At 68.3% G+C, this 26418-nt stretch carries 26 protein-coding genes; 13 read left to right on the forward strand and 13 right to left on the reverse strand.

Annotated elements, in window-relative coordinates; translation table 11 throughout:
- Nucleotides 1-17 precede the first annotated feature (17 nt).
- Nucleotides 18-797 (forward strand): histidinol-phosphatase, encoded by a 780-nt coding sequence (hisN, locus tag EV137_RS24900; protein WP_133785480.1) that lies wholly within the window; start codon nt 18-20, stop codon nt 795-797.
- Nucleotides 798-1176: 379 nt separating this feature from the next.
- Here hisN and EV137_RS24905 read toward each other — a convergent pair whose 3' ends face one another.
- Nucleotides 1177-2346 (reverse strand): RNA polymerase sigma factor, encoded by a 1170-nt coding sequence (locus tag EV137_RS24905; protein ID WP_134131019.1) that lies wholly within the window; start codon nt 2344-2346, stop codon nt 1177-1179.
- Nucleotides 2339-2686 (reverse strand): YciI family protein, encoded by a 348-nt coding sequence (locus tag EV137_RS24910; protein WP_134131020.1) that lies wholly within the window; start codon nt 2684-2686, stop codon nt 2339-2341. The genes EV137_RS24905 and EV137_RS24910 overlap by 8 nt, the downstream gene beginning before the upstream one ends.
- Nucleotides 2687-2802: 116 nt before the next feature.
- Here EV137_RS24910 and EV137_RS24915 point away from each other — a divergent pair, with 116 nt between their 5' ends.
- Complete coding sequence (locus EV137_RS24915; RefSeq protein ID WP_134007225.1) at nt 2803-4086, forward strand: M16 family metallopeptidase; 1284 nt, start codon at nt 2803-2805, stop codon at nt 4084-4086.
- Complete coding sequence (locus EV137_RS24920) at nt 4083-5432, forward strand: M16 family metallopeptidase (RefSeq protein ID WP_134131021.1); 1350 nt, start codon at nt 4083-4085, stop codon at nt 5430-5432. Before EV137_RS24915 ends, EV137_RS24920 begins: the two co-directional genes overlap by 4 nt.
- Nucleotides 5433-5469: 37 nt before the next feature.
- Here EV137_RS24920 and EV137_RS24925 read toward each other — a convergent pair whose 3' ends face one another.
- Nucleotides 5470-5895, reverse strand: a complete 426-nt coding sequence (locus EV137_RS24925) for a CBS domain-containing protein (protein WP_134007221.1) — start codon at nt 5893-5895, stop codon at nt 5470-5472.
- A gap of 313 nt (nt 5896-6208) precedes the next feature.
- Between EV137_RS24925 and EV137_RS24930 the strand changes: the two genes are divergently transcribed.
- Nucleotides 6209-7690 carry a PxKF domain-containing protein gene (locus EV137_RS24930; RefSeq protein ID WP_134131022.1) on the forward strand — a complete coding sequence of 494 codons (1482 nt, stop codon included), beginning with the start codon at nt 6209-6211 and terminating at the stop codon, nt 7688-7690.
- A 63-nt stretch (nt 7691-7753) separates the two neighbouring features.
- Here EV137_RS24930 and EV137_RS24935 read toward each other — a convergent pair whose 3' ends face one another.
- Together EV137_RS24935 and EV137_RS24940 are read right to left on the reverse strand one after the other, a co-directional pair.
- Nucleotides 7754-8401 carry a response regulator gene (locus tag EV137_RS24935; RefSeq protein ID WP_202871139.1) on the reverse strand — a complete coding sequence of 216 codons (648 nt, stop codon included), beginning with the start codon at nt 8399-8401 and terminating at the stop codon, nt 7754-7756.
- A complete protein-coding gene (locus EV137_RS24940) occupies nt 8398-9744 on the reverse strand; it encodes a sensor histidine kinase (RefSeq protein ID WP_134131023.1) in 1347 nt (448 codons plus the stop codon). The genes EV137_RS24935 and EV137_RS24940 overlap by 4 nt, the downstream gene beginning before the upstream one ends.
- Nucleotides 9745-9899: 155 nt before the next feature.
- Here EV137_RS24940 and EV137_RS24945 point away from each other — a divergent pair, with 155 nt between their 5' ends.
- The 3 genes from EV137_RS24945 to EV137_RS24955 all read left to right on the forward strand — a co-directional run bounded on the left by EV137_RS24945 (nt 9900) and on the right by EV137_RS24955 (nt 12342).
- Entirely contained in the window at nt 9900-10394 is a 495-nt protein-coding gene (locus tag EV137_RS24945) for a GyrI-like domain-containing protein (protein WP_134131024.1), read from the forward strand.
- A gap of 65 nt (nt 10395-10459) precedes the next feature.
- Nucleotides 10460-11671 (forward strand): MFS transporter, encoded by a 1212-nt coding sequence (locus EV137_RS24950; protein ID WP_134131025.1) that lies wholly within the window; start codon nt 10460-10462, stop codon nt 11669-11671.
- Nucleotides 11668-12342 carry a hypothetical protein gene (locus EV137_RS24955; protein ID WP_134131026.1) on the forward strand — a complete coding sequence of 225 codons (675 nt, stop codon included), beginning with the start codon at nt 11668-11670 and terminating at the stop codon, nt 12340-12342. The genes EV137_RS24950 and EV137_RS24955 overlap by 4 nt, the downstream gene beginning before the upstream one ends.
- Before the next feature lie 227 nt (nt 12343-12569).
- On the opposite strand, the gene EV137_RS24960 is transcribed toward EV137_RS24955, so the two are convergent.
- From EV137_RS24960 to EV137_RS24975, 4 genes are all read right to left on the reverse strand, one after another.
- Complete coding sequence (locus EV137_RS24960; RefSeq protein ID WP_134007210.1) at nt 12570-13397, reverse strand: carbohydrate ABC transporter permease; 828 nt, start codon at nt 13395-13397, stop codon at nt 12570-12572.
- On the reverse strand, nt 13394-14332 hold the full coding sequence (locus EV137_RS24965; protein WP_202871140.1) for a carbohydrate ABC transporter permease: 939 nt from the start codon (nt 14330-14332) through the stop codon (nt 13394-13396). The genes EV137_RS24960 and EV137_RS24965 overlap by 4 nt, the downstream gene beginning before the upstream one ends.
- Before the next feature lie 27 nt (nt 14333-14359).
- A complete protein-coding gene (locus EV137_RS24970; RefSeq protein WP_134007208.1) occupies nt 14360-15757 on the reverse strand; it encodes an extracellular solute-binding protein in 1398 nt (465 codons plus the stop codon).
- Between the two features lie 194 nt (nt 15758-15951).
- Nucleotides 15952-16953, reverse strand: coding sequence for an ABC transporter permease (locus EV137_RS24975; RefSeq protein WP_134131027.1), 1002 nt, complete (start codon nt 16951-16953; stop codon nt 15952-15954).
- A 109-nt stretch (nt 16954-17062) separates the two neighbouring features.
- Here EV137_RS24975 and EV137_RS24980 point away from each other — a divergent pair, with 109 nt between their 5' ends.
- From EV137_RS24980 to EV137_RS24995, 4 genes are all read left to right on the forward strand, one after another.
- The gene (locus EV137_RS24980; RefSeq protein WP_134007204.1) at nt 17063-17662 is read left to right on the forward strand and encodes a TetR/AcrR family transcriptional regulator; all 600 of its coding nucleotides are present in this window, start codon (nt 17063-17065) and stop codon (nt 17660-17662) included.
- Between the two features lie 74 nt (nt 17663-17736).
- Nucleotides 17737-18522: an ABC transporter ATP-binding protein gene (locus tag EV137_RS24985; protein ID WP_134131028.1), complete on the forward strand. Its 786-nt coding sequence runs from the start codon at nt 17737-17739 to the stop codon at nt 18520-18522.
- Nucleotides 18519-20984 (forward strand): ABC transporter permease, encoded by a 2466-nt coding sequence (locus EV137_RS24990; RefSeq protein ID WP_134131029.1) that lies wholly within the window; start codon nt 18519-18521, stop codon nt 20982-20984. Before EV137_RS24985 ends, EV137_RS24990 begins: the two co-directional genes overlap by 4 nt.
- Before the next feature lie 78 nt (nt 20985-21062).
- Complete coding sequence (locus EV137_RS24995; RefSeq protein ID WP_134007198.1) at nt 21063-21992, forward strand: phosphotransferase family protein; 930 nt, start codon at nt 21063-21065, stop codon at nt 21990-21992.
- Nucleotides 21993-22039: 47 nt separating this feature from the next.
- Here the strand turns inward: EV137_RS24995 and EV137_RS25000 are convergent, their stop codons facing one another.
- Both EV137_RS25000 and EV137_RS25005 read right to left on the reverse strand, forming a co-directional pair.
- On the reverse strand, nt 22040-22666 hold the full coding sequence (locus EV137_RS25000) for an NADPH-dependent FMN reductase (RefSeq protein ID WP_130383864.1): 627 nt from the start codon (nt 22664-22666) through the stop codon (nt 22040-22042).
- 62 nt (nt 22667-22728) lie between these two features.
- Nucleotides 22729-23391, reverse strand: coding sequence for a DedA family protein (locus tag EV137_RS25005; RefSeq protein WP_134131030.1), 663 nt, complete (start codon nt 23389-23391; stop codon nt 22729-22731).
- A 231-nt stretch (nt 23392-23622) separates the two neighbouring features.
- Here EV137_RS25005 and EV137_RS25010 point away from each other — a divergent pair, with 231 nt between their 5' ends.
- The gene (locus tag EV137_RS25010) at nt 23623-24363 is read left to right on the forward strand and encodes a 6-phosphogluconolactonase (protein WP_134131031.1); all 741 of its coding nucleotides are present in this window, start codon (nt 23623-23625) and stop codon (nt 24361-24363) included.
- On the opposite strand, the gene EV137_RS25015 is transcribed toward EV137_RS25010, so the two are convergent.
- Entirely contained in the window at nt 24360-25103 is a 744-nt protein-coding gene (locus EV137_RS25015) for an SDR family NAD(P)-dependent oxidoreductase (RefSeq protein ID WP_134131032.1), read from the reverse strand. The genes EV137_RS25010 and EV137_RS25015 overlap by 4 nt on opposite strands.
- 33 nt (nt 25104-25136) lie before the next feature.
- Between EV137_RS25015 and EV137_RS25020 the strand changes: the two genes are divergently transcribed.
- Nucleotides 25137-25697, forward strand: a complete 561-nt coding sequence (locus tag EV137_RS25020) for a TetR/AcrR family transcriptional regulator (protein WP_134131033.1) — start codon at nt 25137-25139, stop codon at nt 25695-25697.
- Nucleotides 25698-25717: 20 nt separating this feature from the next.
- Here EV137_RS25020 and EV137_RS25025 read toward each other — a convergent pair whose 3' ends face one another.
- Entirely contained in the window at nt 25718-26338 is a 621-nt protein-coding gene (locus tag EV137_RS25025; RefSeq protein WP_134007188.1) for an antibiotic biosynthesis monooxygenase family protein, read from the reverse strand.
- Nucleotides 26339-26418: the final 80 nt, after the last annotated feature.

Raw genomic sequence — 26418 nt, forward strand, 5'->3', positions numbered from 1 at the left:
CAGGCTAGCCTTCCGGCATGCCTTCGCACACGGATGACCTGCGGCTCGCCCACATCCTGGCCGACGACGCGGACTCGACCACGATGGACCGCTACAAGGCGCTCGACCTGCACGTGGCCACCAAGCCCGACCTCACCCCGGTGAGCGAGTCGGACAAGAAGGTCGAGGACGTGATGCGCAAGACGCTCGCCCGGGCCCGTCCGCGGGACGCGTTCGTGGGCGAGGAGGACGGCACCAGCGGCTGGGGCGTACGGCGCTGGGTGGTCGACCCGATCGACGGCACCAAGAACTACATCCGCGGCGTCCCGGTCTGGGCCACGCTGATCAGCCTGATGATCGAGGACCAGGTCGTCGTCGGCGTGGTCTCCGCCCCCGCACTCGGGAAGCGCTGGTGGGCGTCGTACGGCGACGGCGCCTGGACCGGCCGCGCACTGCACTCCTCGCAGCCGTGCCGGGTCAGCGACGTGAGCAAGATCGAGGACGCGTCGCTGTCGTACGCCTCGCTCAAGGGCTGGGAGAAGATCGGCAAGAAGAACCAGTGGGCGGACCTGATGGACTCGGTCTGGCGGACCCGCGCGTACGGCGACTTCTGGTCGTACATGCTGGTCGCGGAAGGCGCGGTCGACATCGCCGCCGAGCCCGAGCTCAACCTCTACGACATGGCCGCGCTGGCGATCATCGTCGACGAGGCCGGCGGCAGGTTCACCTCCGTCGACGGCGCCCCCGGCCCCAACGGCCCGAACGCCGTCGCCACCAACGGCCGTCTGCACGACGAAGTCCTCAAACGCCTCGAGTAACGTCCCCCGCCCGCTGCACACCACCACCACCTTGTCCGTATCCCCACCACTCCACCGCGTGGAACCGGCGCTTGTAACTGATGTGTGGGTGGGTCGACGGTTTCGAGGGCGGCTCCGGGCTTGGTGTGATCGGCAGCTCGACAGGATGTCTCAGGTGGCCGGGTAGTGCACCTGAGCGTGAACCCGTCCGCGCGTACACCGTCCCATCGGTGCACTACCTGTCGAGGTTGCACATCACACCGCCGCGAGCAGCCGAGCCACCAACCCCCACACATCAGACCGGAGAGCCGGAAACCTCTTTGGGCGCGGGTCAACCAGATCTCGTGGCGGATTTTGGTTGGTGGGGGCTCAAGGTGGGCGCGGGGTGGTTGGTGGGGGCTCAAAGTTGTGCTCGCTTTTGCAGGAAATCTGCTTCGGTCGGGTTGGTGGTGAAGGCGAGTGCTTCTTCGTAGGCTGCTCGCGCTTCTTGGGTGCGGCCTAGGCGGCGGAGGAGTTCGGCGCGGGTGGAGGCGAGATACGGGTACGTCGCCAACGCCGGGTCGTCCGGTAGTTGTTCAAGTGCAGCCGCGGGGCCGGCGACGTAGCTGAGCGCCACAACCCGATTCAGTGCTACTACCGGCGACGGCCATTTTGCGAGCAGTACGTCGTACAGCCCGAGGATCTCGGGCCAGTCGGTGTCTTCCCACCGTGCCGCCTCCGCATGCACCGCGGCAATCGCGGCCATCAGCCCGAACCGTCCAGCCGGCCCCACCGCTCCCGGCACCAACTCCAGCGCCTCGGCGATCAAGGCGTGGTCCCAGAGCGAGCGGTCCTGGTCCTCCATCAGCACCAACTGCCCGTCGACCTGTGCAGGACGCCGCGCTTCGGTCAGCAACAGCAACGCCAGTAGCCCGGCCGCCTCGGAACTCTCCGGCAACAGCAGGCGAATCATCCGCGCAAGATCAAGCCCCCGCCGGCTTGCGGTGTCGTTCGCGGTGTAGCCCGCTGTGTAGACCAGGTGGATGACGTCCAGGACTGCGTCGATGCGCTCAGGGAGATCTGTCAGGCGTGGGATGCGGTAGGGGATGCCGGTTCGGGAGATCTTCTGTTTGGCGCGGGTGATGCGGGCCTGCATCGTGGCTTCCTTGACCAGGAACACCCTGGCGATCTCCGCCGACGAGAGGCCGCACACCAGGCGCAATGTCAGCGCGATCCGGGCCTCCTGTGACAGCGCCGGATGGCAGCAGGTGAAGACCAGCCGCAAACGATCGTCCGGGAACGTCTCGTCGACGGCATCCTCAACCGGAATCAGCAACGGGAGCTTCCGCCGTACGACGTCCGCACGCCGCCGGTGCTCCAGCGCGCGCCTCGTCGCGACAGTCGTCAGCCACGCACCCGGGCGCCCAGGCACCCCCTGTTCCCGCCAGTGCACCAGCGCCTTCGCGTACGCGTCCTGAACGCAGTCCTCTGCCAGGTCGAGGTCCGCTGCCACGCGGGCAGTCGCGGCGAGGACGGCGGCCCACTCGGTCGCATGGGCCGCCGCCACCGCTTCAGCTACCGGATCAGCCACCGTTGACCAGCGGACGGACCTCGACACCGCCCATCGGCGACGGGACCTGCTTGGCGATCGCGAGCGCCTCGTCCAGGTCGGCGGCCTCGATGACGTAGTACCCGCCCATCACTTCCTTGGTCTCGGCGAAGACGCCGTCCGTGACGACGTACCCGCCGTTGCCGTCGGAACGGATCGAGGTCGCGGTCTCGCTCCCGTCGAGCTGCCCGCCGCCGCGCACGGTGGACCCGTTGGCCTCGACGAAGGCCTGATGGTTCTTGTGATTCTGCTCCGCCACCGACCCGTCGTCCGCGGCCCACTTCGCCTCGTCGTCGTAGATCATCACCAGGTACTTGCCCACTTGTGGTCACCTCTCTCGTCCACACTCGGTTACAGCATCCACCTCTCCGATGCGCGACCCGGGCCGGAATCGACAACCCCCGCGAGGAAGTTTCCCGACCACGTATGGTGGCCGGTATGCCCTTGACGTACCCCATCGCGGAGCAGACGCTCGACAACGGCCTCCGGGTCGTCGTGAGCTCGGACCGCGCCGTCCCGATCGTTGCCGTCAACCTCTGGTACGACGTCGGGTCGCGCCACGAACCACCGGGGCTGACCGGGTTCGCGCACCTCTTCGAGCACCTGATGTTCCAGGGGTCGCGCAACGTCGCCTCCGGTCAGCACTTCAGCCTGCTGGAGACCGCCGGCGCCAGCCTGAACGCGAGCACCTTCTTCGACCGCACGAACTACTTCGAGTCGCTGCCCAGCGGCGGTCTCGACCTCGCGCTCTGGCTCGAGGCGGACCGGATGGGCTACCTGCTCGACGCGGTCAACCAGGAGAACCTGGACAACCAGCGTGACGTGGTCAAGGAAGAGAAGCGGCAGAGCTACGACAACCGCCCGTACGGCGACTCGTACGAGCGGCTCGTCCGGCTCGCGTTCCCCGAAGGCCACCCGTACGCACACATGACGATCGGGTCGATGGAGGACCTGGACGCAGCCTCACTGGAGGACGTGCACGCGTTCTTCCGCAAGTACTACGGGCCGAACAACGCGGTGCTGACGATCGTCGGCGACGTGTCCGAGGAGGACGCGTTCGACGCCGCCAAGCGGTACTTCGGCCACCTGCCCGCGATCCCCACGCCGCCGCCGGCACCCGACGGGACGATCGGCCCGATGACCGGCGTACAGCGTGACGACGTCGTGTCCGACGTACCGTCCGACCTGATCACGATGATGTTCCGGCTGCCGGTCGACGGCACGCCCGAGCTGGACGCGGCCGGGCTCGCGCTCGACATCCTCGCCGCGGGGCAGAGCGGCCGCCTGAACCGGCGGCTGGTCCGCGACGAGCAGATCGCACAGTCGGTGTCCGGTGGGGCGCTTCCGCTGATCGGCGGGGTGTCGTTCGGGACGCTGACCGGGATCGCGTCGGACGGTATCGACCTGCAGAAGGTCGAGGACGCGCTGCTCGAGGAGATCGAGAAGCTGGCCGCGGACGGAGTCACCGCGGAAGAGCTGGCCACGGTGCAGGCACAGGCCGAGCGGGACTGGCTCGAGCAGCTGGCGACGTGCGCGGGCCGTGCCGACGAGATCTCGCACCATGCGTTGCTGTTCGGCGATCCGAACCGGATCAACACGCGCATCGACCAGATCCAGGCCGTGACCGTTGAGCAGGTGCAGGCGGCCGCGCAGAAATGGATCCGCGCGGAGGGCCGTGTGCAGGTCACCTACCGCCGCAGCGAGTCGGGAGAAGAAGAATGAGCCAGGTTCTGACCACCCCGCCGCCTGTCGGCGCGCCGCGTCCGTGGAAGTTCCCGGAGGCGGTGACCACGCGGACCAGCGTCGGCGCACCGGTGCACGTCTTCGACCGTCCGGGGCAGTACGTCGCCACCGTCCGGGTCACGATCGCGATGCCGCTGATCGCCGAACCGCGCGAGCTGGAGGGTGTCGCGACGATCATGTCGCGGACGCTCGACGAGGGCACCGAGCTGCATTCGGCCAACGAGTTCGCTGCCGCGCTCGAACGGCACGGAGCGGCGTACGGCGTCGATGTCAGCTCGGACGCCCTGCACGTGGAGATCTCGGTGCCGGTGTCGCATCTCGCGCCGGCGGTCGAGCTGCTGGCCGAGGCGATCACGCGGCCCGCGTTCAACCAGGCCGATGTCGGACGGCACGTGACGATCCGGCTCGGCGAGATCAACCAGGAGCGGGCCAACGCCGGGTACCGGGCGCGGGAGGCGTTCGCCGCGCACCTGTTCGACCCGTCGACGCGGCGGTCCCGGCCGACCGCGGGCCGGCCGGACACGATCCGTCCGCTGACCAACGTCGAGGTTGCCGACTTCTACCGGAACAACATCGGCCCGGAGCGGGCAGAGATCCTGTTCGCCGGCGACGCGACCGGTGTGGATGTCGCCGGCGTCATCGACGCGGCCTTCAGCAACTGGACGTCGTCCGCCGGTACGGCGCTGGAGACGCCGGAGCCGATCTACCTTCCGGGCAACCGGGTCGTGCTCGTCGACCGGCCGGGCTCGGTGCAGAGCCAACTGCTGATCGGGTGCGCCGGACCGGACCGGCGGGACCCGGGTTGGGGTGCCGCCGCGGTCGCGAATCACGTTGTCGGCGGGACGATCACCTCCCGGGTCGACACCGTGCTGCGCGAGGAGAAGGGGTACACGTACGGGACGCGGACCAGCTTCGCGGCTCCCCGCAAGGGCGGGACCTTCAGCCTCGGCGGCGCCGTACGGACCGAGGTGACCGGCGCCGCGATCAGTGACGCGCTACGGATCCTGCTGGAGGCCCGCGACGGCCTGACCGAGCAGGAGGTGCAGGAGGCGAAGGACAGCCTGATCCGCACCGCGCCGCTGCGCTACGAGCAGGCCGACTCCGTGGCCCAGCAGGTCGGCAGCAACATCGCGAACGGCGTACCGATCGACTTCGCCGACACGTACCTGACGAACATCGCCGCCACCACGGCCGCCGAGGCGACCGAGGCCTACCGCCGGTACGTCGGCACCGACGGCCTGCTCGTGGTCGTCGTCGGCGAGGCGAAGGACGTGCGCCCGCAACTCGAGGGCCTCGATCTGGGCGAACTGATCGAGGTGAACTGACCGACGCTGCCCCGGCCCCGGCCGGGGGTAGCGCGCATCAGCTGCTGATGTAGTTGGAGAGCTGTTCCCTCTCGAACTCGAGCTCACCGATCCGGGACTTGACCACGTCACCGATGCTGACCAGCCCGGCAAGGTTGCCGTCGACAACGACCGGCACGTGCCGGATGCGGCGATCGGTCATCAGCCGCATCAGGTCGTCGATGTGCTCGTCCGGCCCGCAGGTGGCGACCTCCGACGTCATGATCGCGCTGACCCTGACCTCGCCCGCGTCCGGCGTACCGTTCCAGAGCCGGACGATGTCGCGCTCGGAGACGATGCCGTCCACCGACGCTCCGTCCGCGCTGACCACCACGGCGCCGATGTTGTGGTCGGCCAGCAGGGCCAGCAGCTCGGTGACAGTGGCGTCTGGCGAGATGGTGACGACCTGGTTGCCCTTACCGCGCAGTACGTCGTTGATCTTCACGGAGCCTCCTGCAGATCGAGGGACCAATACCCAAAGGTAGCGAAATCCCACGCCCAGCGGCAGTCCCCGCATGTCACACCGTGTGACAACGAAAGACAACCTCCGGCCCTCGCGTCTGGTGCCGATGAACCGCCCCGACACCCAGGACGAAGGTTCTTTTCCACGCGTCACCAGGTCCTCCGGAGCGGCCGGCGGCGTTTAGGTGTTTGAACGCTCAAAAGGACTTCAGTCCCTGGTCCTCCTGCGGCTTGTTACATAGCGTTACCGCAATTGGTGCGCGCGGAGGGGTGCGCACCACAACGGGAGGCTGTTCATGAGCAAGCACGGCAGGATTGTGCGACGGGCGGCGCTGGGGACGGCGCTCGCCGCTGCCGCAGCACTGACCATCGGCGGTATCGCATACGCCGACAACATCAACGACACGATTGAGGGCCTCGGCGCCGTGACGTTGGTCGCGGGCGACTCCACGTCGACCGGATCGGCCCAGGTCAAGGTGGTCCCGAACAACGGGGACAGCGACAGCGGCTGCAACATCGACACGAACGAGCATTTCGTCATCACCTTCGTCACGCCTGCCGGCGTGACCGCCTCACCGGCCTCTATGTCCTTCAGCGACTGCAACGTCTTCCAGACCGTCAGCTTCAGTGCTGCGGCCGGGGCGGTCGACGGCACCGTGACCGCCACCATCACCACGAACACCACTGGCGCCGGCAGCTACAACAACAACGTCCAGATCCCCATCGACGTGACTGCCCCGGTGGTCGTCGTCGTTGACGCCGACGGGGACGGCGTACCGGATGCATCCGACAACTGCCCGGCCACAGCCAACGCCGACCAGGCGAACGCGGACGGCGACGCCCTCGGGAACGCCTGCGACACGAACTCCTACGCACCGAAGGCCGGCGCTTCCCCCGCTGACGGGAACGGCGACGAAGGGTCGACGCTGAGCACCTCCGGTGCGTTCACCGATGCCGATGGCAACGACAGCCTGACGATCACCAAGGTGAGCGGCGCGGGAACAGTCACCGACAACGGCAACGGCACTTGGTCGTGGTCTCACAGCACAACCGACGACGCCACCGGCACTGTGGTCGTGCAGGCTGCGGACGGCGAGCACCTGGCCGCCAGCGAGACGTTCAACTGGACCGCCTCGAACGTGGCACCTACCGTCGGCCCGGTCACCGCGACACACACCAGCGCCTGCGCGGTCTCGCTGAACGCACCGTTCACCGACCCCGGCACAGCCGACACCCACACCGCCACGATCTCGTGGGGTGACTCCGGTACGACGAACGTCGCCCCGGCCACCTCCGCGATCACCGGATCGCACGCGTACACCGCCAACGGGACCTACACGATCGGCGTCTCGGTCACCGACGACGACGGCGCGAACGGCACGGGCGACGCCTCGTTCGCCACCCAGAACACGCCGAGCGCGCTCCAGCAGCCCATCAACGCCACCGGCACCCGGAGCTCGTTCAAGATCGGCAGCACGATTCCGGTCAAGATCACGGTCACCGGCTGCGACGGCGGCGCCGTCTCCACTCTGACCCCGACGGTCACTCTGACCAAGCTCGACCCCACGCCCGACAACCCGCTGAACGAGGCCTCGCTCGACACGGTCGCGACCAACGGGCTGCAGATGCGCTGGTCGGACACGCAGTACATCTACAACCTCTCGACCAAGCTCAGCCAGCAGACCGGCGCCGCGCTGACCGGCGGCACCTACAAGGTCACTGTCTCGGACAGCAGCTTCTTCGCTCCTGTCTCGGCCCAGTTGGACCTGCGGAAGTAGCCAGGACGGAACCGATCGTGCGGGCGGTGAGGAGGGGGATCTCCCGCACGATCGGTTCAGCTGTCAGAAAGGTTGGTCACGGAGCAGGTCGATGGCGGACTGGCGGTCCTTGACCCGGAGTTTTCGCAGTACTGACGAGATGTGCACACGGATCGTGGTCGGCGACAGGTACAGCCGCTTGGCGACCTCCTCGGTCGTGAGGCCGTCTCCGAGCAGGCCCATCACCTCCCACTCGCGGGAGGTGAGCACGGCCGCCTTCGACCGCCGCTCGCTCCGCCGGCGCCCCGGTTCCCGGAACTCGTCCAGGATGCGGGCGACCAGCGACCGCGGGATCGCCGCCTCGCCGGACAGCACGCCCCGCAGCGCCTCCGGCAGCCGGCCGGGATCGGTGTCCTTCAGCAAATAGCCGGAGGCCCCCGCGCGCAGCGAGTCGAACAGGTCGTTGTCGTCGCGGGACACGGTGAGCATCACGATCGCGAGCTCCGGCAGCAACCGGGAGAGCTCCGCGGCCGCTCGGATCCCGCCGCCGGGCATGTGGATGTCGAGCAGTACGACGTCCGGCTGGTGCTCCTGCGCGAACCGGACAGCCTGCGGCCCGCTGGCCGCCTCTGCGCAGACCTCGAATCCACCCGTCTCCAGGGCCTGCCGGATGTGTGCCCTGAGCATCGGATGATCGTCCGCGATGACCACCCGGCGCGGTTCCGTGTTCACCACCTGACCATCACCGTTGTCCCCTCGTCCGGCCGCGACGTCAGTTCGAAGGTACCGGGCAACGCCTCCGCGCGCTCGCGCATGCTGACCAGCCCGAACCCGTTCTTCGGTCCCGCCGCGTCGAATCCCGGCCCCTCGTCCGAGATCCGCAGCCGGCGCCCGTCGCCGGCCCGGCCCAGCTCGACCTTCACCCGATCCACCTTGCCGTGCCGGACGGCGTTCAGGACCGCCTCCCGGGCGATGCGGACCAGCGCGTGCCGTTGCGGGCGGTCGACCACGATCGACTCGTCCAGTTCGAGATCGAGCGTCACGCCGTACCGCTGGGCCAGCTGCTCGACCGCCCGGTGCAGCATCAGACCGAGCGGCTCGTCGTCCGATCGCCCGAGTGCCTCCAGCATCTGCCGCGCCTCGTCCAGTGCGCGGTCGCTGGCGCCGAGGATCCGTTCGACCCGTTGGCGATCCGCGACGCTGAAGGCCGAGACCTCGGAGCGGATGTAGCCGAGCTCCTGCAGTACGCCGTCGTGCATCTCGCGAGCGACCCGTCGCCGGTCCTCGACCACCGCGGCCTCCGCCTGCAGCGCCCAGTGCCGGCTGATCTCACGGCCCGCGGCGACGAGCAGCAGCAGGTACGACGCGGTGCGCAACACGCTGCCGGAGTACAGCCAGTCGGCACGTTCCGGAGGAAAGAACAGGTAGTTCAGCCGCGCGAGCGCCCCCAACGCGCAGGCAGGACCGAGCCAGCGCAGCAGTACGTCGTCCCGGCTGCGCGCCTGCACTGTGAACGCCACCGCTGCCACCGCGAAGCAGATGAGCGTCAGGAGCTGCGGGACGAGGAGCGCCTTGGAACTGGGATCCTGCGGCAACGAGTCCTTCCGCCAATACAGGACGGCGCCGACCACGAACATCGCCGCGACCGCGGGCGCCAACGCCCAGTGCCGCCAGCCACGCCGACGCGTCCGGCGGTCCGGCACGAGGGCCGATGCGGCGATCAGCAGCGTTCCGACGATCCGCAGGGCCGGCGGCAGCCAGTTGCCGAACGCACCGGCCGGCTGGTTCTTGATGAGCGTGACGCTGAGCAACGCGTTCGCCGTACCGAGAACAACCAGCCCTTGCAGCAGCAGAAGATCCTGGCGAGTCTTCGTACGCCGGAATCGCCCGTAGACCAGGAACGCGAGCAGCAGCGCGACACACGCGTTGACCGTCTCGAGCACGAGATGCGCGGCCGGACTCTGAGCCCCGAACTCCTGCTCCCACCGCCCCACCACGACAGCCGCGCCCGCCAACCCGAGCACCAGCAACCCAAGCGCGACGCTCCCCCGCATCCGCCAAACCCGGTCTCTCACAATCACTGACCGTACGCCGAACCCATACCCTCCGGAAACACCCACCCAATCGTGGACTTCGGCCGGTCCCGCCAGCCATGTCTCACGACTCGAAAGACGCATCGCGAGCCGAACGCCACGACTCGGTGGGAAGGTGTCCTGAGGGAGGTGCGTTGATGGACGTTCTGGAGCCGGCCCGGGTCAGGCAGTGGGCGACGCGCGACTGCCTGGGGATCCGGGTGGTGACGCCCTTCCGGGGCATGTTGGGGAAGCGGAACGAACTGCTCGACGAGCTGATCGCCTGGCTGGCCGACCAGGGGATCGACGACGTCGGCCCGTTCTTCCTCCGGTTGCACGTGATCGACATGAGCGGGCCGATGGACCTGGAGGTCGGAGTGCTGACCCCGACCGCCCTCGCCGGCGACGCCCGCGTGAAACCCAGCACGCTGCCCGCCGGGCGGTACGCGACGTTGACGTACCGCAACCACTCGCTCCGGGCCAACCGCGCCCTGCTCGAGTGGGCAGCTGCCGAGGAACTCGCCCTCGATCGCCACGAGACCGCGGCCGGCGACGTCTTCGGCTGCCGGTACGAGGCGTACCGCACCGATCCGCGCACCGAACCGCGCAAGACCAAGTGGGAGGTCGAGCTGGGCATCCGTCTCGCCGACTGACGCGCGCGCTGCTCCTGGGCGACCCGTAGGATCTGCAGGTTCGCGAATCGGCCGGGGGGATTGCGGTGGGGTTTCGGCAGGATCTGGCCGTACTGCGGCACCGGGACGTGCGGGTCTTCGTGTCGGCGCGTTTCATCTCGATCCTCGGATCGGCGATCGCGCCGGTGGCGTTGGTGTTCGCCGTACTGGACGTATCGCACTCGGCCGGTGCCGTCGGGACGGTGCTCGCGGCGCGGAGCATCCCGAACATCGTGTTCCTGCTGATCGGCGGCGTGATCGCCGACCGGCTGCCCCGGCACCTGGTGCTGGTCGCGGCCAACACGATCAGCGGACTCACCCAGGGGCTGGCCGCCACGCTCGTGCTCACCGGGCACGCGACGATCTGGCAGCTCGCGGCGATCGAGGCGGTGAACGGGATCGCCGCCGCGTTCGTGATGCCCGCGATGACCGGGATCCTGCCGTCGATCGTGGACCGCGCCGAACTCCCCCAGGCCAACGCGATCTCCGGGTTCGCGCGCTCGGCGGCGATGATCGGCGGCGGCGCGGTCGCCGGTGTGATCGTCGGGCTGATCGGTCCGGGGGTCGGGCTCGCGGTGGACGGCGTGACGTTCCTGATCGCTGCGCTGTTGCTGTTCCGCCTGAGGATCCCGCGGATCGAGCGGGCGGCCAGCTCGGTCCTGACCGACTTGCGGGAGGGCTGGAAGGAGTTCGCGTCGCGGCAGTGGGTCTGGGTGATCGTGCTCGCGTTCGCGCTGCTCAACCTGATCTACACGGCCTGCTACCAGGTCCTCGGCCCGGTGATCGCGGACCGCACCTTCGGCCGGGCCGGCTGGGGTCTGGTGAGTGCCTGCTTCGGCGCCGGACTCATCGCGAGCGGCCTCATCATGCTCCGCCTCAAACCGCGCCGCCCGCTCCGCACGGGGATGCTCGGCATGCTCCTCACGGTCCCGGTGATGCTCTGCCTGGCGCTGCTCCCCCAGCTCTGGGCGATGGCGATCGCGGCGTTCGTCCTCGGGGTCGGCTTCGACATCTTCGGGATCAGCTGGGAGACAGCACTCGGCCAGCACGTCCCTATCGACAAGCTGTCGCGAGTGTCGTCGTACGACATGCTCGGCTCGTTCATCGCCGGCCCCGTCGGCCAACTCACCGTCGGGTACGTCGCCGTCGCCGTCAGCGCGAAAGCCGTCGAACTGTACGGCGCTGCACTCTTCGTCCTGATCACCCTCATCACGCTCGTCGTCCCATCTGTTTGGAACCTGCGTAGGGTGGACGTGTGAGCTCAATCGTGCCTGGACCGCAGAAGAAGATCGGCGAGGAGATCGACGCGGCTCGCTCCGGCGCCAAACCCCTCGACCCGAGCGCCCTCAACGCACCCGCGCCTCGTCAGCAGCAGTTGACCGGTCTCGACGACTGGCCGGAGTCGGTGCGCGCGGCGATCGAGGCGGAGCACGCACGCGTCTCCGCCCTCGACTCGAACCGCCGCAGGACGGCTGACAAGGCCGTACCCGAGCTCGTCAACCGCCTCGACACGCTCCTGGACGAGATCGCCGACCGCCTCCAGGCCGACAAGCCCCGCCTGTTCGGCAAGGCAGCTCCTGCCGCGGAGCCGTCGGAGGACGTCGCGGAACTTCTGGGCATTCCTGCCGACGAACTCGACCAACCGTCAGGCCGCGGCGAACACCGTACGGCGCTCCGCACGATCAAACAGCTCCGCGGTCAATTGAAGGACCTCGAGACAACCCCCGACCACTCCCGCCTGACCCGCCTGGCAACCTTCACCATCCGCCTGGCCCTAGTCGTCGAGGCCGCCCCAGAAACCGCCACCACGCTGGCCCCCATCGCCCTCTCCCGCTTCACCCAGGGCGTCTCCGACTCCCAATGGAACGCAACATTCGCTGAAAAGCTGACCTCCTGGCAAGAAACGCGGCGCACCCTCACCAATTCCTGAAACGACACCGCTGCGTGGCGGCGTCTTGTCGGCCGGCTCCGCCACCGTGCACGGCATGTGCTTTGTGTCGGAGCTCTTCGGCGTCGGCGGCTCTGGTGTGGTTCAAGCGGTCAGCGGGCGATCATCCCCACACCACCAACCACCCGCCACGACCCGCACAGGTCGGCGGCGCCCGGCAAAGAACAGCCGCCGCGAAGGGGTGGGGTTTCGCGGCGGCTGTTCTGTTGTCAGCCTTTGATGGCGCCGCCGAGGGCGAAGGCGCCGCCTAGTTTGCGGCTGAGGAGGAGGTAGAGGAGGAGTACGGGGGTGGTGTAGATGAGGGAATACGCCGCCAGCTGCCCGTAGTTCGGTTCGCCGTACTGGCCGAAGAACGTGAAGATGCTGACCGATGCCGGCAACCGCTCCGGCGAGAGCAGCAGCATGAACGGGACGAAGAAGTTCCCCCACATGCCGATGAAGGTGAAGATCAGCACGACCGCGATCCCCGGCCACATCAACGGCAGCACGATCGCCCGCAGCGCGCGCATGTTCCCGGCGCCGTCGACCCAGGCCGCTTCCTCGAGCGAGATCGGTACGCCGTCCATGAACGTCTTCGTCAGCCAGATCGCGAACGGCAACGCACTCGTCGCCATGAACATGATCGTGCCGCCGAGCGTGTCGACCAGGTTCAGCTGCACGAACAACCCGTACACCGGCACCATCACCGCGGTGATCGGCAACCCGGTGCAGAACAGCACCGTGAGCAGGAACGGCCGGTTGAACCGCGTCCGGAACCTCGACAACGGGTACGCCGCCAGCACCGCGCAGACCATCGTCAGCAACGCGGCTCCGCCGCACAGCACGATGCCGTTCAGCACCGGCCGGTACGTCGTGTCGGTGTTCAGCACCGCCTTGAAGTTCCCGAGCGTCGGATGCGTCGGGAACTCGACCCGCAGCCCCGCGGTCCGGTTGATCGACGCGAACAGCACCCACAGCAGCGGAAGCACGAACAGTACGCCGATGGCCAGCAGCACCAGGTTCGATGCCAGCTTGCTCATCTTGTCGCGGGCAATCACGCTGCCTCCGAGTTGAGTCCACGCAGGTAGATCAGCGAGAAGACCGCGCCGATCGCCAGCATCACCAACGCGATCGCGGTGCCGTAGCCGATCTGGGAGAAGCTGAACGCCTGCTCGTACATGTACAGCGGCAGCGTCTGGCTCTTGGTTCCCGGGCCGCCGCGGGTCATCGCGAAGATCAGGCCGAACACGCTCAGCGTCTGCAGCGTGATCAGCATCAGGTTGGTCATGATCGCGCGGGTGATCATCGGCAGCGTCACGAACGCGAGCCGCCGCCAGCCGCCCGCGCCGTCCATCTCGGCGGATTCCTCGATCTCCTTGGGAATCTCGCTCAGGGCGGCCGAGTACACCAGCATCGAGAACGCTGTACCGCGCCAGATGTTGGCCAGCGAGACCGCGATGATCGGTGCCGCGTACAACCAGTCCTGACCGGGCAGGCCGACCGCGCGCAGCATCACGTTCAGCGTGCCGTCGTCGTTGAAGAACGCGCTCAGCAGGTACGCCGCGACCACCTCGGGCAGCACCCACGCGCCGATCACCGCCGTACCGACGAAGTTCCGGACGACCTTGGTGGACTTGCGCATCAGCAGCGCGAGGCCGAGGCCGAGGCTGTTCTGCCCGATGATCGCCGAGATCAGCGTGAACACCAGGGTCAGCCAGATCGCGTTCGTGAACGCACCGCTGGAGAACGCCTTGCGGAAGTTGTCCAGGCCGACGAACTTCACGTTCGCCGCGCCGGTGCCGGTGAGCGCCATGTTGGTGAACGCGGCGTACACGCAGTAGAGGATGGGGCCGGCCAGGAAGACCAGCATGAGTCCGATCGCCGGCGACAGCGGCAGCATCCGGACCAGCTTGGCGGCCTTCGGCTTCCCGCTCCCTCCGGGGGACTTACCGGAGGGAGCGGTGGCCGAGGTGGGAGCGACGGTCGTCGTCACAGGGGAGATTTCCCTTCGAGCCGGGACCTACTGGCCGGTGCTCTGCGTCGTCGTCTTGTCCTTGCCGCCGACGATGCCTTCGACCGCCTGGTCGTAGTTCTTCGCGGCATTGTCAGGCGAGGTCTGACCGGTCATCACCGACTCCATCGCGGTGATGATCTCGTTCGAGACCTTCGGGTACTCCGGCAGCGCCGGCCGGTACACGGTCACCGACACCAGGTCGGTGAAGAACTGGGTGCTCGCCGACGAGGACTTGTACGCCGCGTCCGAGGCGACGTCCTTCCGTACGGCGATCTGAGCGCCGTCGGTGGCGTACTTCGCCGCGTTCTTCTGCGTCTGCAGGGTCTTGATGAAGTCCCAGGCCGCGTCGGGGTTCTTCGACTTGGCCGGGATCGCCCAGGTCCAGCCGCCGGAGAGGCTGACCTTGCCCTTGCCGCTGCCGTCCTGGGTCGGCATCGCGGTCTGGCCGAGCACCGTGCTCCACTGCGGCCACGGCTTGGCGCCGGACTTCAGCCAGTTCCCGTAGATCCAGGAGCCGTCCAGGTCAATGGCGAGCTTCTGCTGCGGCAGCAGCTCGGTGCCGACCTTGCTGCCCATGTTCGGGCTGAGCGCGTCCTTCGGCGACGGCGCCAGGCCCTCGGAGAAGACGGTCTTGACGAAGTTCAGCGAGTCCTTGAAGCCCTGGCTGCCGACGACCCACTTCTTCTGGTCGTAGTTGTACAGGGTGTCCTTCGTGCCGTAGAGCAGCATCTCGAAGCCCTGCATTGCCGAGGCTTCACCCATCGGCTTGCCGGAGTACATGTTGAACGGGATCACGCCCGGCACCTTCTGCTTGATGGTGCGCGCCGCGCTGAGCACGTCGTCCCAGGTCTTCGGCTGCCAGTCGGCGGGCAGGCCCGCCTTGGCGAAGATCTGCTTGTTGTACCAGAGAGCCCGGGTGTCGGTGCCGTCCGGTACGCCGTACGTCTTGCCGTCCTGACCGCGCGCCGCACCCTTGGCGGTGTCCTCGAACTGGCTCCACTGGTCCCACTTGGCGATGTAGTCGTCGAGCGGCTTCAGGTACCCCGCGGTGATGTCGGAGTTGATCAGGAAGGTGTCCTCGTAGACGATGTCCGGCGCCGTGTTCGGCGAGCGCATCATCAGCTGGATCTTGGTGTAGTAGTCGTTCTCGCTGGCAACGACCGGAACGATCTCGACCTGCGATCCAGGGTGCGCGGCTTCGTACTCGCTCTTCACGCCGGCGAGGAAGTTCTTCATCACGACGCCCGGGCCCCACTGCTGGTACGCGATCTTGATGTGCGCGGGACCGGAGCTCTGCGAGCTGCCGGCGTCCGGCTGCTTGGTCGTCGACCCCTGGCTGCAGGCCGTGACCGCCAGCAGCAGCGCGCTGGCCACGGCGGCCACTTTGAAACGTTTCCTAGACATCATTCAGGTCCACCTTCGGGCAATCGTTGTCATGCCGGTACCACGACCCAAACCCTGCGGGCTTTCCCGCGACCGTAGGAGCCTCGAATGGCCGAAGTCAATGCTTGACAGACAACGTTGTCGCCGCAGTCACGCGATAACGCGGCGACCGGAACGTAACGATCCGGTCACCGCGTTGCCATACCCCTACTTTGTCAGGCCGCGACGGCGGACGCCTCATGCCGAGCCGGTACGGCGCGTCCCCGAGAGCGCAGCGCGCCGAGCCCGCAGAGCAGGACTCCGGCGAGTAACCAGCACGCCAGTACGACGAGTGGCCGGGCAGCACCGGCGCCGTCGAAGAAGCTCACCGAGCGCAACGCCGTACCCGCGGCTCCGGGCGGCAGCAGCTGGCCCAGCGCGCCCCATCCGCTCGGCAGCATCTCCGGCGCGCTCGTCATGCCGGAGAGCGGATTGCCGAGCAGCATCATCACGGCGCCGCCGAGCGCGAGTCCCGCCGTACCGAGCAGCCACTCGAGGCCGAGCAGCGTGAGACTGATGGCCGCGATCGACGTCGCGATGACGCCTGCGTTGCCGAGGTAGCTGCCCTCGAGCGAGCCGAGCCAGTACTGCAGTACGGCGGCCAGTGCGAGCCCACCGGTGATCGCGAAGCTGACCGCGCCGACCATTCGTTGCGCACCGGATCGCACCAACTGGGTGAGCCCCGCGGCGGCGATGATCCCTCCGAGCACGAGCGGCAGCGCGCCGGCGGCGAGTCCCGCACCGCGCGGATCATCCTTCGGCAACGGCACGATGTCGGTCACCTTCGCCGGGTTCTCCGGGGACATCCGCGCCGACAACTGCGTCAGCACCTGCGCGACAGCGGGTCCGCCCGCGGAGGCGGTCAGTACTTCGGGCTGCGCCGCGTCCAGCACGATCGCGCCGTACGCGTCCCGGTCCTCGATCCGCTGCACGGCCGCCTGCCGATCCGGTACAGCGGTGATCTCGAAGCCACCGGGCATCGCCTTCTCGAGCGCGGCCTGGATCTGCGTGACCGCCGGCACCGGACCGGACACCGCGAGCGGGACGTCCCGCGGTTCGGAGCGCGCGGACGGCCACGCGAAGGCGATCAGGAACACCGTGAGGACCGCGGTCAGCAGCGTGATGACGGCGATCAGGGGCGGCCGGCGACGTTCGGCCGCGTGCGCCTCAGTGGTCATGGTTGGTACTCCCTCGAGCATTAAAACCGAATGATCGTTCTTTATATCTCCGAGCCTGGCAACGGCTCGGCGACTTGTCAAGAACGGACATTCGTTTTATGTTGCGAACGTGCCCAAGGTCACCGAGGAACACCGCCTGGCCCGTCGCGCGCAGATCGTCGCGGCGGCCCGCACCTGCGTGCTCGAGGAGGGCTTCCACAAGACGACGATGGCGGACGTGATCCGCGTGTCCGGGCTGTCCGCGGGCGCCGTCTACGGGTACTTCAAGAGCAAGGAGGAGATCGTCGGCGCGATCGCCGAGGACGCGCTCAGCACGATCGACGAGCTCTTCGGGAAGATCCTCGCCTCCGAGGAGCCGCTGACCCCGCTGGCGGCGCTCGAGGCCACCATCAAGCACGTCGTGACGGTCGCCGAGCGCCCCGGCGGCGACGTCACCCGGGTCGCGGTCCAGGCCTGGGCGGAGGCGCTGCGGAACCCGGCGATCATGGACACCGCCCGCGACAAGTACAGCCAGCTCCGCCGGAACTTCGAGGCCGTCGCCCGGCGCGCCCAGGCCGACGGAACGGTCGACTCCGACGTCGCGCCGGAACACGTCGCCCAGGTGATGCTGGCCCTGATCCCGGGATTCGTGCTCCAGCGGCTGATCATCGGCGACGTCACACCGGAGAGCTATCTCGACGGACTCCGCGCGCTGCTCCGTCCGGCTTAGGTGGACTTTCGTCCACCCTGCACGGCGGTCCAGCACCATGGGTCGGTACGCCGCTGATCCGTAGCGTCAGCGGCATGAAGAAACGGACGCAGGAAGCAGTCGACGGGACCGGGTACTCGGTCGTCCTGCAGGAGGTACGACGGGTCTACGGCCGTGGCGGAAACGCCGTCACCGCCCTCGACGGGATCTCGATGAAGTTCGCCCCCGGCACCTTCACCGCGGTGATGGGTCCGTCCGGATCGGGCAAGAGCACCTTCCTGCACTGCGCGGCGGGACTCGACCGGCCGACGTCCGGCAGTGTCTCCATCGACGGCCAGCCGCTCGCCGGACTCAGCGAGCGCAGGCTGACCGAGCTCCGGCGGGAGCGGATCGGCTTCGTGTTCCAGTCCTTCAACCTGCTCCCCGCACTGACCGTCTGGCAGAACGTCTGCCTGCCGCAGGAGCTCGACGGGCGCCGCGTGAACAAGGCCGCCGTACGCCAGGTGCTGGAGCGCGTCGGTCTCGCCGACCGGTCCAAGCACCGCCCGGGCGAGCTGTCCGGCGGCCAGCAGCAGCGGGTCGCGATCGCCCGCGCGCTCGTCGCGCGTCCGGCCGTGATCTTCGCCGACGAACCGACCGGCGCCCTCGACACCCAGACCGCTGCCGACGTCCTCGAGCTCCTGCGCGAGCCGGTGCGGACCCAGGGCCAGACGGTCGTCATGGTCACCCACGACCCGGTCGCCGCGTCGTACGCCGACCAGGTGGTCTTCCTCGCCGACGGTGCGCTCGCCGGCAGCCTGACCGCCCCGACCGCCGAAGCGGTCGCCGACCGGATGACCCACCTCGGCGCACGCTCGGCCCTGCAGGCGGTGGCGGGATGATGCGCCTCGCCCTCCGCACCTTGCGCCATCGCAAGAGCGGATTCATCGCCACGTTCATCGCGGTCGTCTTCGGTACGGCGATCGTGATGGCCTGTGGCGGCCTGATGGAGACCGGTATCCGTTCCAACGTGGAGCCGCAACGCCTCGCGGGCGCCTCGCTCGTTGTCACCGGCAAGCAGTCCCATCTCCGCCCCGGCGTCGAGGACGCCACTCCCCTGACAGAACGCGTCGGCGTACCTGTCGACCTGCTCGCCAAGATCCGTTCTGTACAAGGCGTTTCGTCCGCTGTCGGCGACTATACGTTCACGACCATCGGCCCTTCTGTTGCTGAGGGCCACAACTGGTCAAGCGCGTCCCTCGCTCCCTATCACCTGAGTGCCGGACGCGCACCTCGGTCCGGCGAGGTCGTCGTTTCGACCGGGAAGCCGGGCGAGCAACTGACCCTCCTGATCAACGGCGAGCCGAAGGCCTTCATCATCAGCGGCATCGCGCCGCAGGCCTCCAGTCACGCCTTCTTCTCCGACCACGACGCCGCGCAACTCGTCCGCAACCCGGTCCGCTTCGCCGATGTCGGCGTACTGGTTGCTCCTGGCACCGACATCTCCGCGGTCAAGGACCGGTTGGAAGAGGTTGACGGGAACCTGGCCGTCCGTGCGGGAGTCGACCGCGGCCTCGCGGAACACCCCGACGCCGAATCACACCGTACGGCGTTGATCGCGATCGCCGGCTCGTTCGGCGGGATCGCGGTGATGACGATGATGTTCGTGGTCGCGTCCACATTGGCGCTCGCCGCGCAGCACCGGGAGCGTGAGTTTGCACTGCTCCGCGGGATCGGCACGACGCCCGGTCAGGTACGGCGGATGATCCTCGGCGAGGCGCTCATGGTCGCGCTGCCGGCCGTCGTCCTCGGATGCCTGCCAGGGATCTTCCTCGGTCAATTCCTGTTCGATCAGCTCGGTGCGCACGGCGTCGCCTCGCCGGTCATCGAGTTCTCGCAGGGGTGGATCCCGTTCGCGGCCGGTGCCGGTGCCGCGGTCCTCGCGGCGATCGGCGCGGGCCTGATCGCAGCGCGGAAGTCGGCGAAGATCAAGCCGGTCGAAGCGCTGGTCGAGGCTTCGTTGCAGCGGAAATGGTTCAGCTGGATCCGGTTGCTGTTCGGCCTCCTGTTCCTCGGTGGCGGGATGGCGTTGCTGATCGTCACCGCGACGGTGATGTCCGGTCCGCTCGCCGCATCGACCGCCGGTCCGTCCATCCTGTGCTGGGCGATCGGTGTCGCGGTGCTCGGGCCGTTCTGGACCAAGGCGGTGCTGGGGATCTGGCGCTGGCCGGTCCAGGCCCTGACCCGGGTGAACGGCCGGCTCGCGATCCGCAACCTGTCGGCGCGTTCGGTCGCGCTGTCGGCCGCGGCGATGCCGGTGATGCTTGCCGTCGGCATCTCGACCGCCAACTTGTACATGCAGACCACGCAGGTGCACGCATCCTCGGAGGCGTTCACGCGGGATCTGCGTGCGGACGCCGTACTGGTGTCGGATGCCGGCCTCTCGCCGACAGTACTCTCGCAGGTTCGGGCCGTGCCTGGCGTGGCGAGTGCTTCGGCGTTCGTCCGCAGCATGGGTGCGGTGGATGAGCCTCGTAAGGCTCCGTTCGACGAGGACGGCGCGCCGGTGATCGGCGTGGATGCGCAGGGCGCGAACGGCACGGCGCCGGTTCGGTTGACGAGCGGATCGCTGGCCGGCCTCACCGGGGCGACCGCGGCGGTGCCGGAGTACATGGCGAGCAAGACCGGTCATGGCGTCGGGTCCGACATCACGATGACGTTGGGCGACGGGACCACGGTGAAGCTGCGGGTGATCGCGACGTTTGCGGCCGAGCGCGGGTACGAGACGATCATCCTGCCCGCCTCGCTGGTCGCGGCACACACGACGGACGGGTTGACCAAGCAGATCTTGGTACGGGCCGCACCGGGCGCCGACGTACGACCGGGTCTGGCCAAGCTCGCTGCCGCCCATCCAGGTGTCCAGGTCGCCGACCGCAGCACCCTGGTCGCCTCGAACGTCGAGGACCTGCAGACACAGGCATGGATCAACTACATGCTCGTCGGCATGCTGATCGCCTACACCGCGGTCTCGGTCGTCAACACCCTCGTATCCACCACGTTGCGCCGCCGTCGGGAGTTCGCCCTGCAACGGCTGACCGGCTCGACCCGCTTCCAGGTGCTCCGCATGCTGACCACCGAAAGCACCCTGGTCACCCTCACCGGCGTCACCCTCGGCACCGCAGTCGCCCTGGCCTGTCTCCTCCCCTTCTCCGCGAAGGTCTCCAACGACGCCCTGCCCACGGGCCCGATCTGGATCTACCTCGTCGTAGTGGGCGCAGCCGCCCTACTGACCTTCGGCTCAACCCTCATCCCAGCAACCACGGCCCTCCGCCACTCCCCAACCCAACCCACCTACTCGGATTGACCGCCGGCTTTCCGGAAGATTGTTGCCACCCAGCGCAAACTTTCCTCCGGAAAGCCGCTCTCGTGATGGGATGGACGGATGAGGTGGTTGGCCGAGGGGTCTTCGGAGGCGGTTGCAGACGCATTGCGAGTGGTTGCTCCGGAGCTGAGCGGGCACGAGGTTGTCGTTCGGGAGACGCTGGGCGAGGAAGATCCACAGTGGTGGGCCGCCAGCGCGATGGTCGGGGACCAGTACGTCGTGAAGTTCGCGTGGTCGCAACCCGCAGCACTCCGGGTCGCCCACGAGATCGGCGTACTGGCAGCACTGGCGAACGAATCTGGTGTTCCGTTCCTCCCGGAGGTCACTGCCAGCAGCACCGATCCGGTACTGCTGGTGACCAGGCGCGTTCCCGGTACGGCGTTGTTCGACATCGTCGACTCGATCGACCGTGATCACGCCGGCCGGCAGCTCGCGATCTTTCTGGCCGGCCTGCACCAAGCCTTCGAGCGGGCCGACCACCTCGTCGGCGGCCAACAGCCCGTATTGCTACCACCCGCGACCACTCAGACGATCCGCGCCGGCATCGGGCCGTGGATCCGGCCGGACCAGGTCGATTCGGTGATGCGCTGGTGCGATTGGACCGACGACATCCTCGCCTCGCCTGCGCCGACAGTACTGGCGCACGGAGATCTCCATGGTGGGAACCAGGTCTGGCAGGGCGATGAGCTCCGCGTGGTGATCGACTTCGAAACAGTCGGCACGGCCGAGCCGGAGTACGACCTCCGTGCCTTCCCAGGCACCGGACCAGGCGTCGAACTTTTACAGGCGACCATGAATCACTACCAACAGATCTCCGGCCGCAACCTGTCTCCTGAACGCGTCATGGCGTGGCATCTGCGCACCGCACTCGGCGACGCCCTGTGGCGGAGCGAAGCCGGCGTACCGCTCCCGGATCATCGAACCCCGATCGCCTGGATCGACGACCTCGCCGCCCGCTTCAGCGCCCTCCGCATCCACCCGGCCAGTTGAATGTGATCAGCCTCCCACCGCACGACACGTGAGGAGCCAGGTTTGCGCTAGCGGGCGGGGGTTGGTTCGGCTACTGGCTGGAGGGCGATTGTGGTGGCCTGGACGATGCCGGCGTTGTCGCGGATCCAGCCCGACAGCACGACCTGCAGGTCCTCGAGATCGCGCTCCTCCAGAATCACCCCGGGCACCGGAACGCTCGCGCCCAGCTCCGCCAGCACCGGACGGATGTGCTGATCCGCCAGCAGCTTGTGGCTCGGCGCCGCCGACACCGTCACCGGGACGACCACGGAGCCTGCCAGCGCAGAAGGTCGCAGGACGTCGAGGAAGCTCTTCAACAGCCCGGTATAGCTGCCCTTGTAGACCGGAGTCGCGACAACGATCACCGACGCCGACGACACCAGATCGACCGCACTCTCCAACGCCGCCTGCGCCTCGGCACCGGCCTGCTCGCCCTGGAAGATGGCCGGGGCGATCGTCACCAGGTCGATCAGCTCGTCGATCCGGTACGGCGTACCGAGCTCGGAGGCAAGCAACTCCGCGACGGACGCCGCCGCGGCCGCTGTCCGCGACCCGGCCCGCGGATTGCCCACCAGGGTGACCACCGACTGCGGCCAGACCGGCGGCTCTTGCGCACCTTGGGGCACGACCTGCGACTCGAACGCGACTGACGGCATCTGACCCATCTCCTGAAAACCTCGACGGCAACTCCCCTGAAGCGTAGTCAAAGTCGAGCCGCTTACTGGACTTTCTCAGAATCCGAACGCCGGGCCCGCAGCTTCGCCACGACGAACCACCCGACCGCGGCCACCGCGGCGGCGATCACCACCTTCTGGAACACCCCGACCGACGACTCCACCACATGCCACCGCTCGCCGAGCTGGTAGCCGGCCAGGATCAGCAGCGAGTTCCACACCAGGCTCCCGACGGCCGTCAGCGGGAGGAAGAGTGCGACCGGCATCCGCTCGACCCCGGCCGGGATCGAGATCAGGCTGCGAACCACCGGGACCAGCCGCCCGATCAGCACCGCCTTCGCTCCGTGCCGGGCGAACCAGTCCTCGGCCTTGTCGACGTCCCGCAGCTTCACCAGCGGCAGCTTCGCGGCAAGCGCCCGCGTCCGGTCCCGCCCGAGCGCGGCGCCCACGCCGTACAGCGCGAGCGCACCCACGACCGACCCGAGCGTGGTGAACAGGATCGCGGCGACCAGCCCGAGATCACCCCGCGCGGCCGCGAACCCGGCCAGCGGCAGGATCACCTCACTCGGCAACGGCGGAAACAGGTTTTCCAACGCCACCGCAAGCCCTGCCCCCGCCGGCCCCAACCGCTCCATGAGGTCGATCGCCCACCCGGCCACCCCACCCGTCGGCTCCTGCACCGCACCCGCCAGCACCTGATTCGTCATACCCACGACGCTATTTCCGCGGACAAGCCGACACACTCCAGCCACCCACCGACCCAACCTCCGGCAAACCACCGCCCCACCCGGGGGCTAACCCCCGGGTCGCCGGGTCCGCGGATGTGGGCACCCCCGCCGGGGACGGGGAACTAGCTATTGCCTGTTCCCGGTCCCCGGCGCTGGTTCGCAGTCCGGCAGGGCGCGGCGGTGGTCCGGAGAGTGTGCGAGCCTTTCTCCATGACTGTTGAGCACGCTCCTCGGGTCGTCACCTGTTCGGACCGCACGGAGCTCGGGCGCGCTGCGAGCGCCGCTGCCGCCGAGCGGCTGAGGAAGGCGATCGCCGCGACCGGGCGGGCGCGCGTCATGCTTGCCGCCGCGCCGAGCCAAACAGCCACCCTGGCCGCCCTCGCCGCCGAACCGGACATCGACTGGAGCCGGGTCGAGTGCTTCCACATGGACGAGTACGTCGACCTGAAGCCCGACGCACCGCAGTCGTTCCGCAACTGGCTGCGCCGGAACTTCCTCGACAAGGTGCCGCAGGCAACGTTCCACCCACTCGCCCCCGAGGACGGCCCGGACGCCTACGCGCAACTGATGGGCGACGACCCGTTCGACCTCGTACTGTTCGGCCTCGGCGTCAACGGCCACCTGGCGTTCAACGATCCCCCCGCCGACTTCAACGACCCGGAAGCCACGAAACGCGTCGCGCTCGACGAGACCAGCCGCCGGCAGCAGGTCGACGAGGGCAACTTCCCGGCGCTCTCCGACGTACCGACCCACGCGGTCACCGTGACCATCCCCCGCCTGCTGAACGCACACGCACTGATCGGCTCGGTCCCCGGATCCGTCAAACGCCAAGCTGTCCAGGACACTCTCACGCGACCGATCGGCCCCGATTACCCCGGTACGGCGCTGCGCACGCACCCCGACGTACAACTCTTCCTGGACACCGGGTCGACGCCGGGCTCAACCCCCTAGCCGACCCCGAGGTGCAGACCACCGGACGCGTCCACGACCTGTCCGGTGATCCACCGCGCCGCGGGTGACGCAAGGAACGCGACCACCTCCGCGACATCATCGGCGCTGCCCAACCGCCCGAGCGCTGTTTGCGCGACGATCAGCTCCGACAACCCGGGCGCCTCGAAGATCGCCCCGTTCGCCTCGGTCCGGGTCGCACCGGGAGCCACGGCGTTCACGGTGATGCCCCGCGCACCCAACTCCTGCGCCAACGCGAGAGTCATCGTCTCCAACGCACCCTTGGTCATCGCGAACGAGGTCTGGGCCGGGTTCGCCATCCGGGTCGCGACCGACGAGATCGACACGATCCGGCCGTCGTCGGACAGGATCGGCAGCAACCGCTGGATCAGGAAGTACGGCGCCCGCACGTTGACCGCCATCAACCGGTCGAACGCTGCCTCCGTGTCCGCACCGATCGGGCCCGCCGGCGACGCCGCCGCGTTGTTCACGAGCACATCCAGCCGCCGCCCGGACAGCCCCGCAACCAACTGGTCGACGACGAGCTCCGCATCCCCAGGCACCCCAAGCTCGGCCCCGATCACGAACCCACGACCGCCGATCCGCGAGAGCGTCTCCTCCGCACCGGCCTTGTCCTGGTGATAGTGCACGGCCACCTCGGCACCCGCCGCGGCCAGCCGTCCCGCGATCGCCCGCCCGATGCCCCGGGAGGCACCCGTCACCAATGCCACCTTGCCGTTCATGTTAGAAACTATCATGTTGTTAGTATCTACCATATGAACTTGAGAGACCGCCAGCGCGCCGACACCCGGCAGCGCATCCAGCGGCAGGCGCTCCGCCTGTTCACCGACCGTGGGTACGACGCGACCACGGTGAACGATGTCGCCGACGCAGCCGGTGTCTCGGCGATGACGGTCTACCGGAACTTCCCCACCAAGGAAGATCTGGTCCTGTACGACGACTTCGACCAGCTGACCGCGGCCACGCTCACCGAACTGCCCGCGACGGGCTCACTCACCGACCGCATCGGCCGTACCGTCCTGACGATCCTCGACCTGGCCGCCACGAACGAGCACGACCTACTGCTAGCGCGACTCCGGCTGATGATCTCGACACCGGCGCTGCAAGCCCGCCACCTGGACAGCCAGTACCGGTTGCAAGAGGCCTTCGTCAGCGCGATCGACCCTTCCCTCGAGTACGGCGCCCGCGCTGCCGCGAGCGCCGTACTGGGGGTGACTCACACCGCCTTGCTCCGTTGGGCCGCCGACGACGGCGAGCCCGATCTGGCCGATCTGTTCCGCGAGGCGTTCACGGCCGCATTCGGTCACGCACCATGACCGGATCACACCGTGACCGATCAGGTCAGCTCAGGGACTCGTAAATGGGCGATGGCGAGCTCGAACTCACCGACGTCCAGCATCTCGGCGCCGGCGTCCTTCGCGGTCGAGGCACGCATCGAGGCCGCCGCTTCCCGGCTGCCGTCCAGCGTCTCGTGGCTGTCGTAGGTGACCGACGAGACCGCCCGGCCGGACGCCCGGTCGACCAGCAGGCTCGCGCTGCAGAACCCGGCCAGGTCCTCCAGCCTCGGCAGTGAGGCGAGCTTGTAGACGTCGATCGCCCGGTCGAGGTTCGCGGGGTCGACCTTCACCCAGGTGGCCCGGACGCATGCGCCGGCCACCGAACGGTGATCACGGTGCAGTACGGCGATCTCCCACTCCTGCACCATCGGGCTGCCGCCGAGCTCCGCGGCGATCCGCTCCCGGACCGGCTGCAGTTCTTCGTCCGTGGCCCGCATCGCCTCCTCGGACTGCCAGGCGCTGGTCGTGATGCAGCGGCCCGACTCACGGTCGACAAGCATGGACAGGCCGATACAGCCGTCCATCCCCATCAGCATGGGCATCACCTCGTCGCGCACCCGCGCGACGCCGGCGTCGATCGACGCCGGGGCGGCATTGATCGTGGTGGAACGCGCGTACACGATCCACCCCCCTTACGCTCAGGGCAGCGCCCGGGCGGCGCCGCCGGACACTTCTCACCCTCCTCCCGGAACAGGTGCCT

It is taken from the genome of Kribbella pratensis, assembly GCF_004366075.1.
GTDB lineage: Bacteria > Actinomycetota > Actinomycetes > Propionibacteriales > Kribbellaceae > Kribbella > Kribbella pratensis.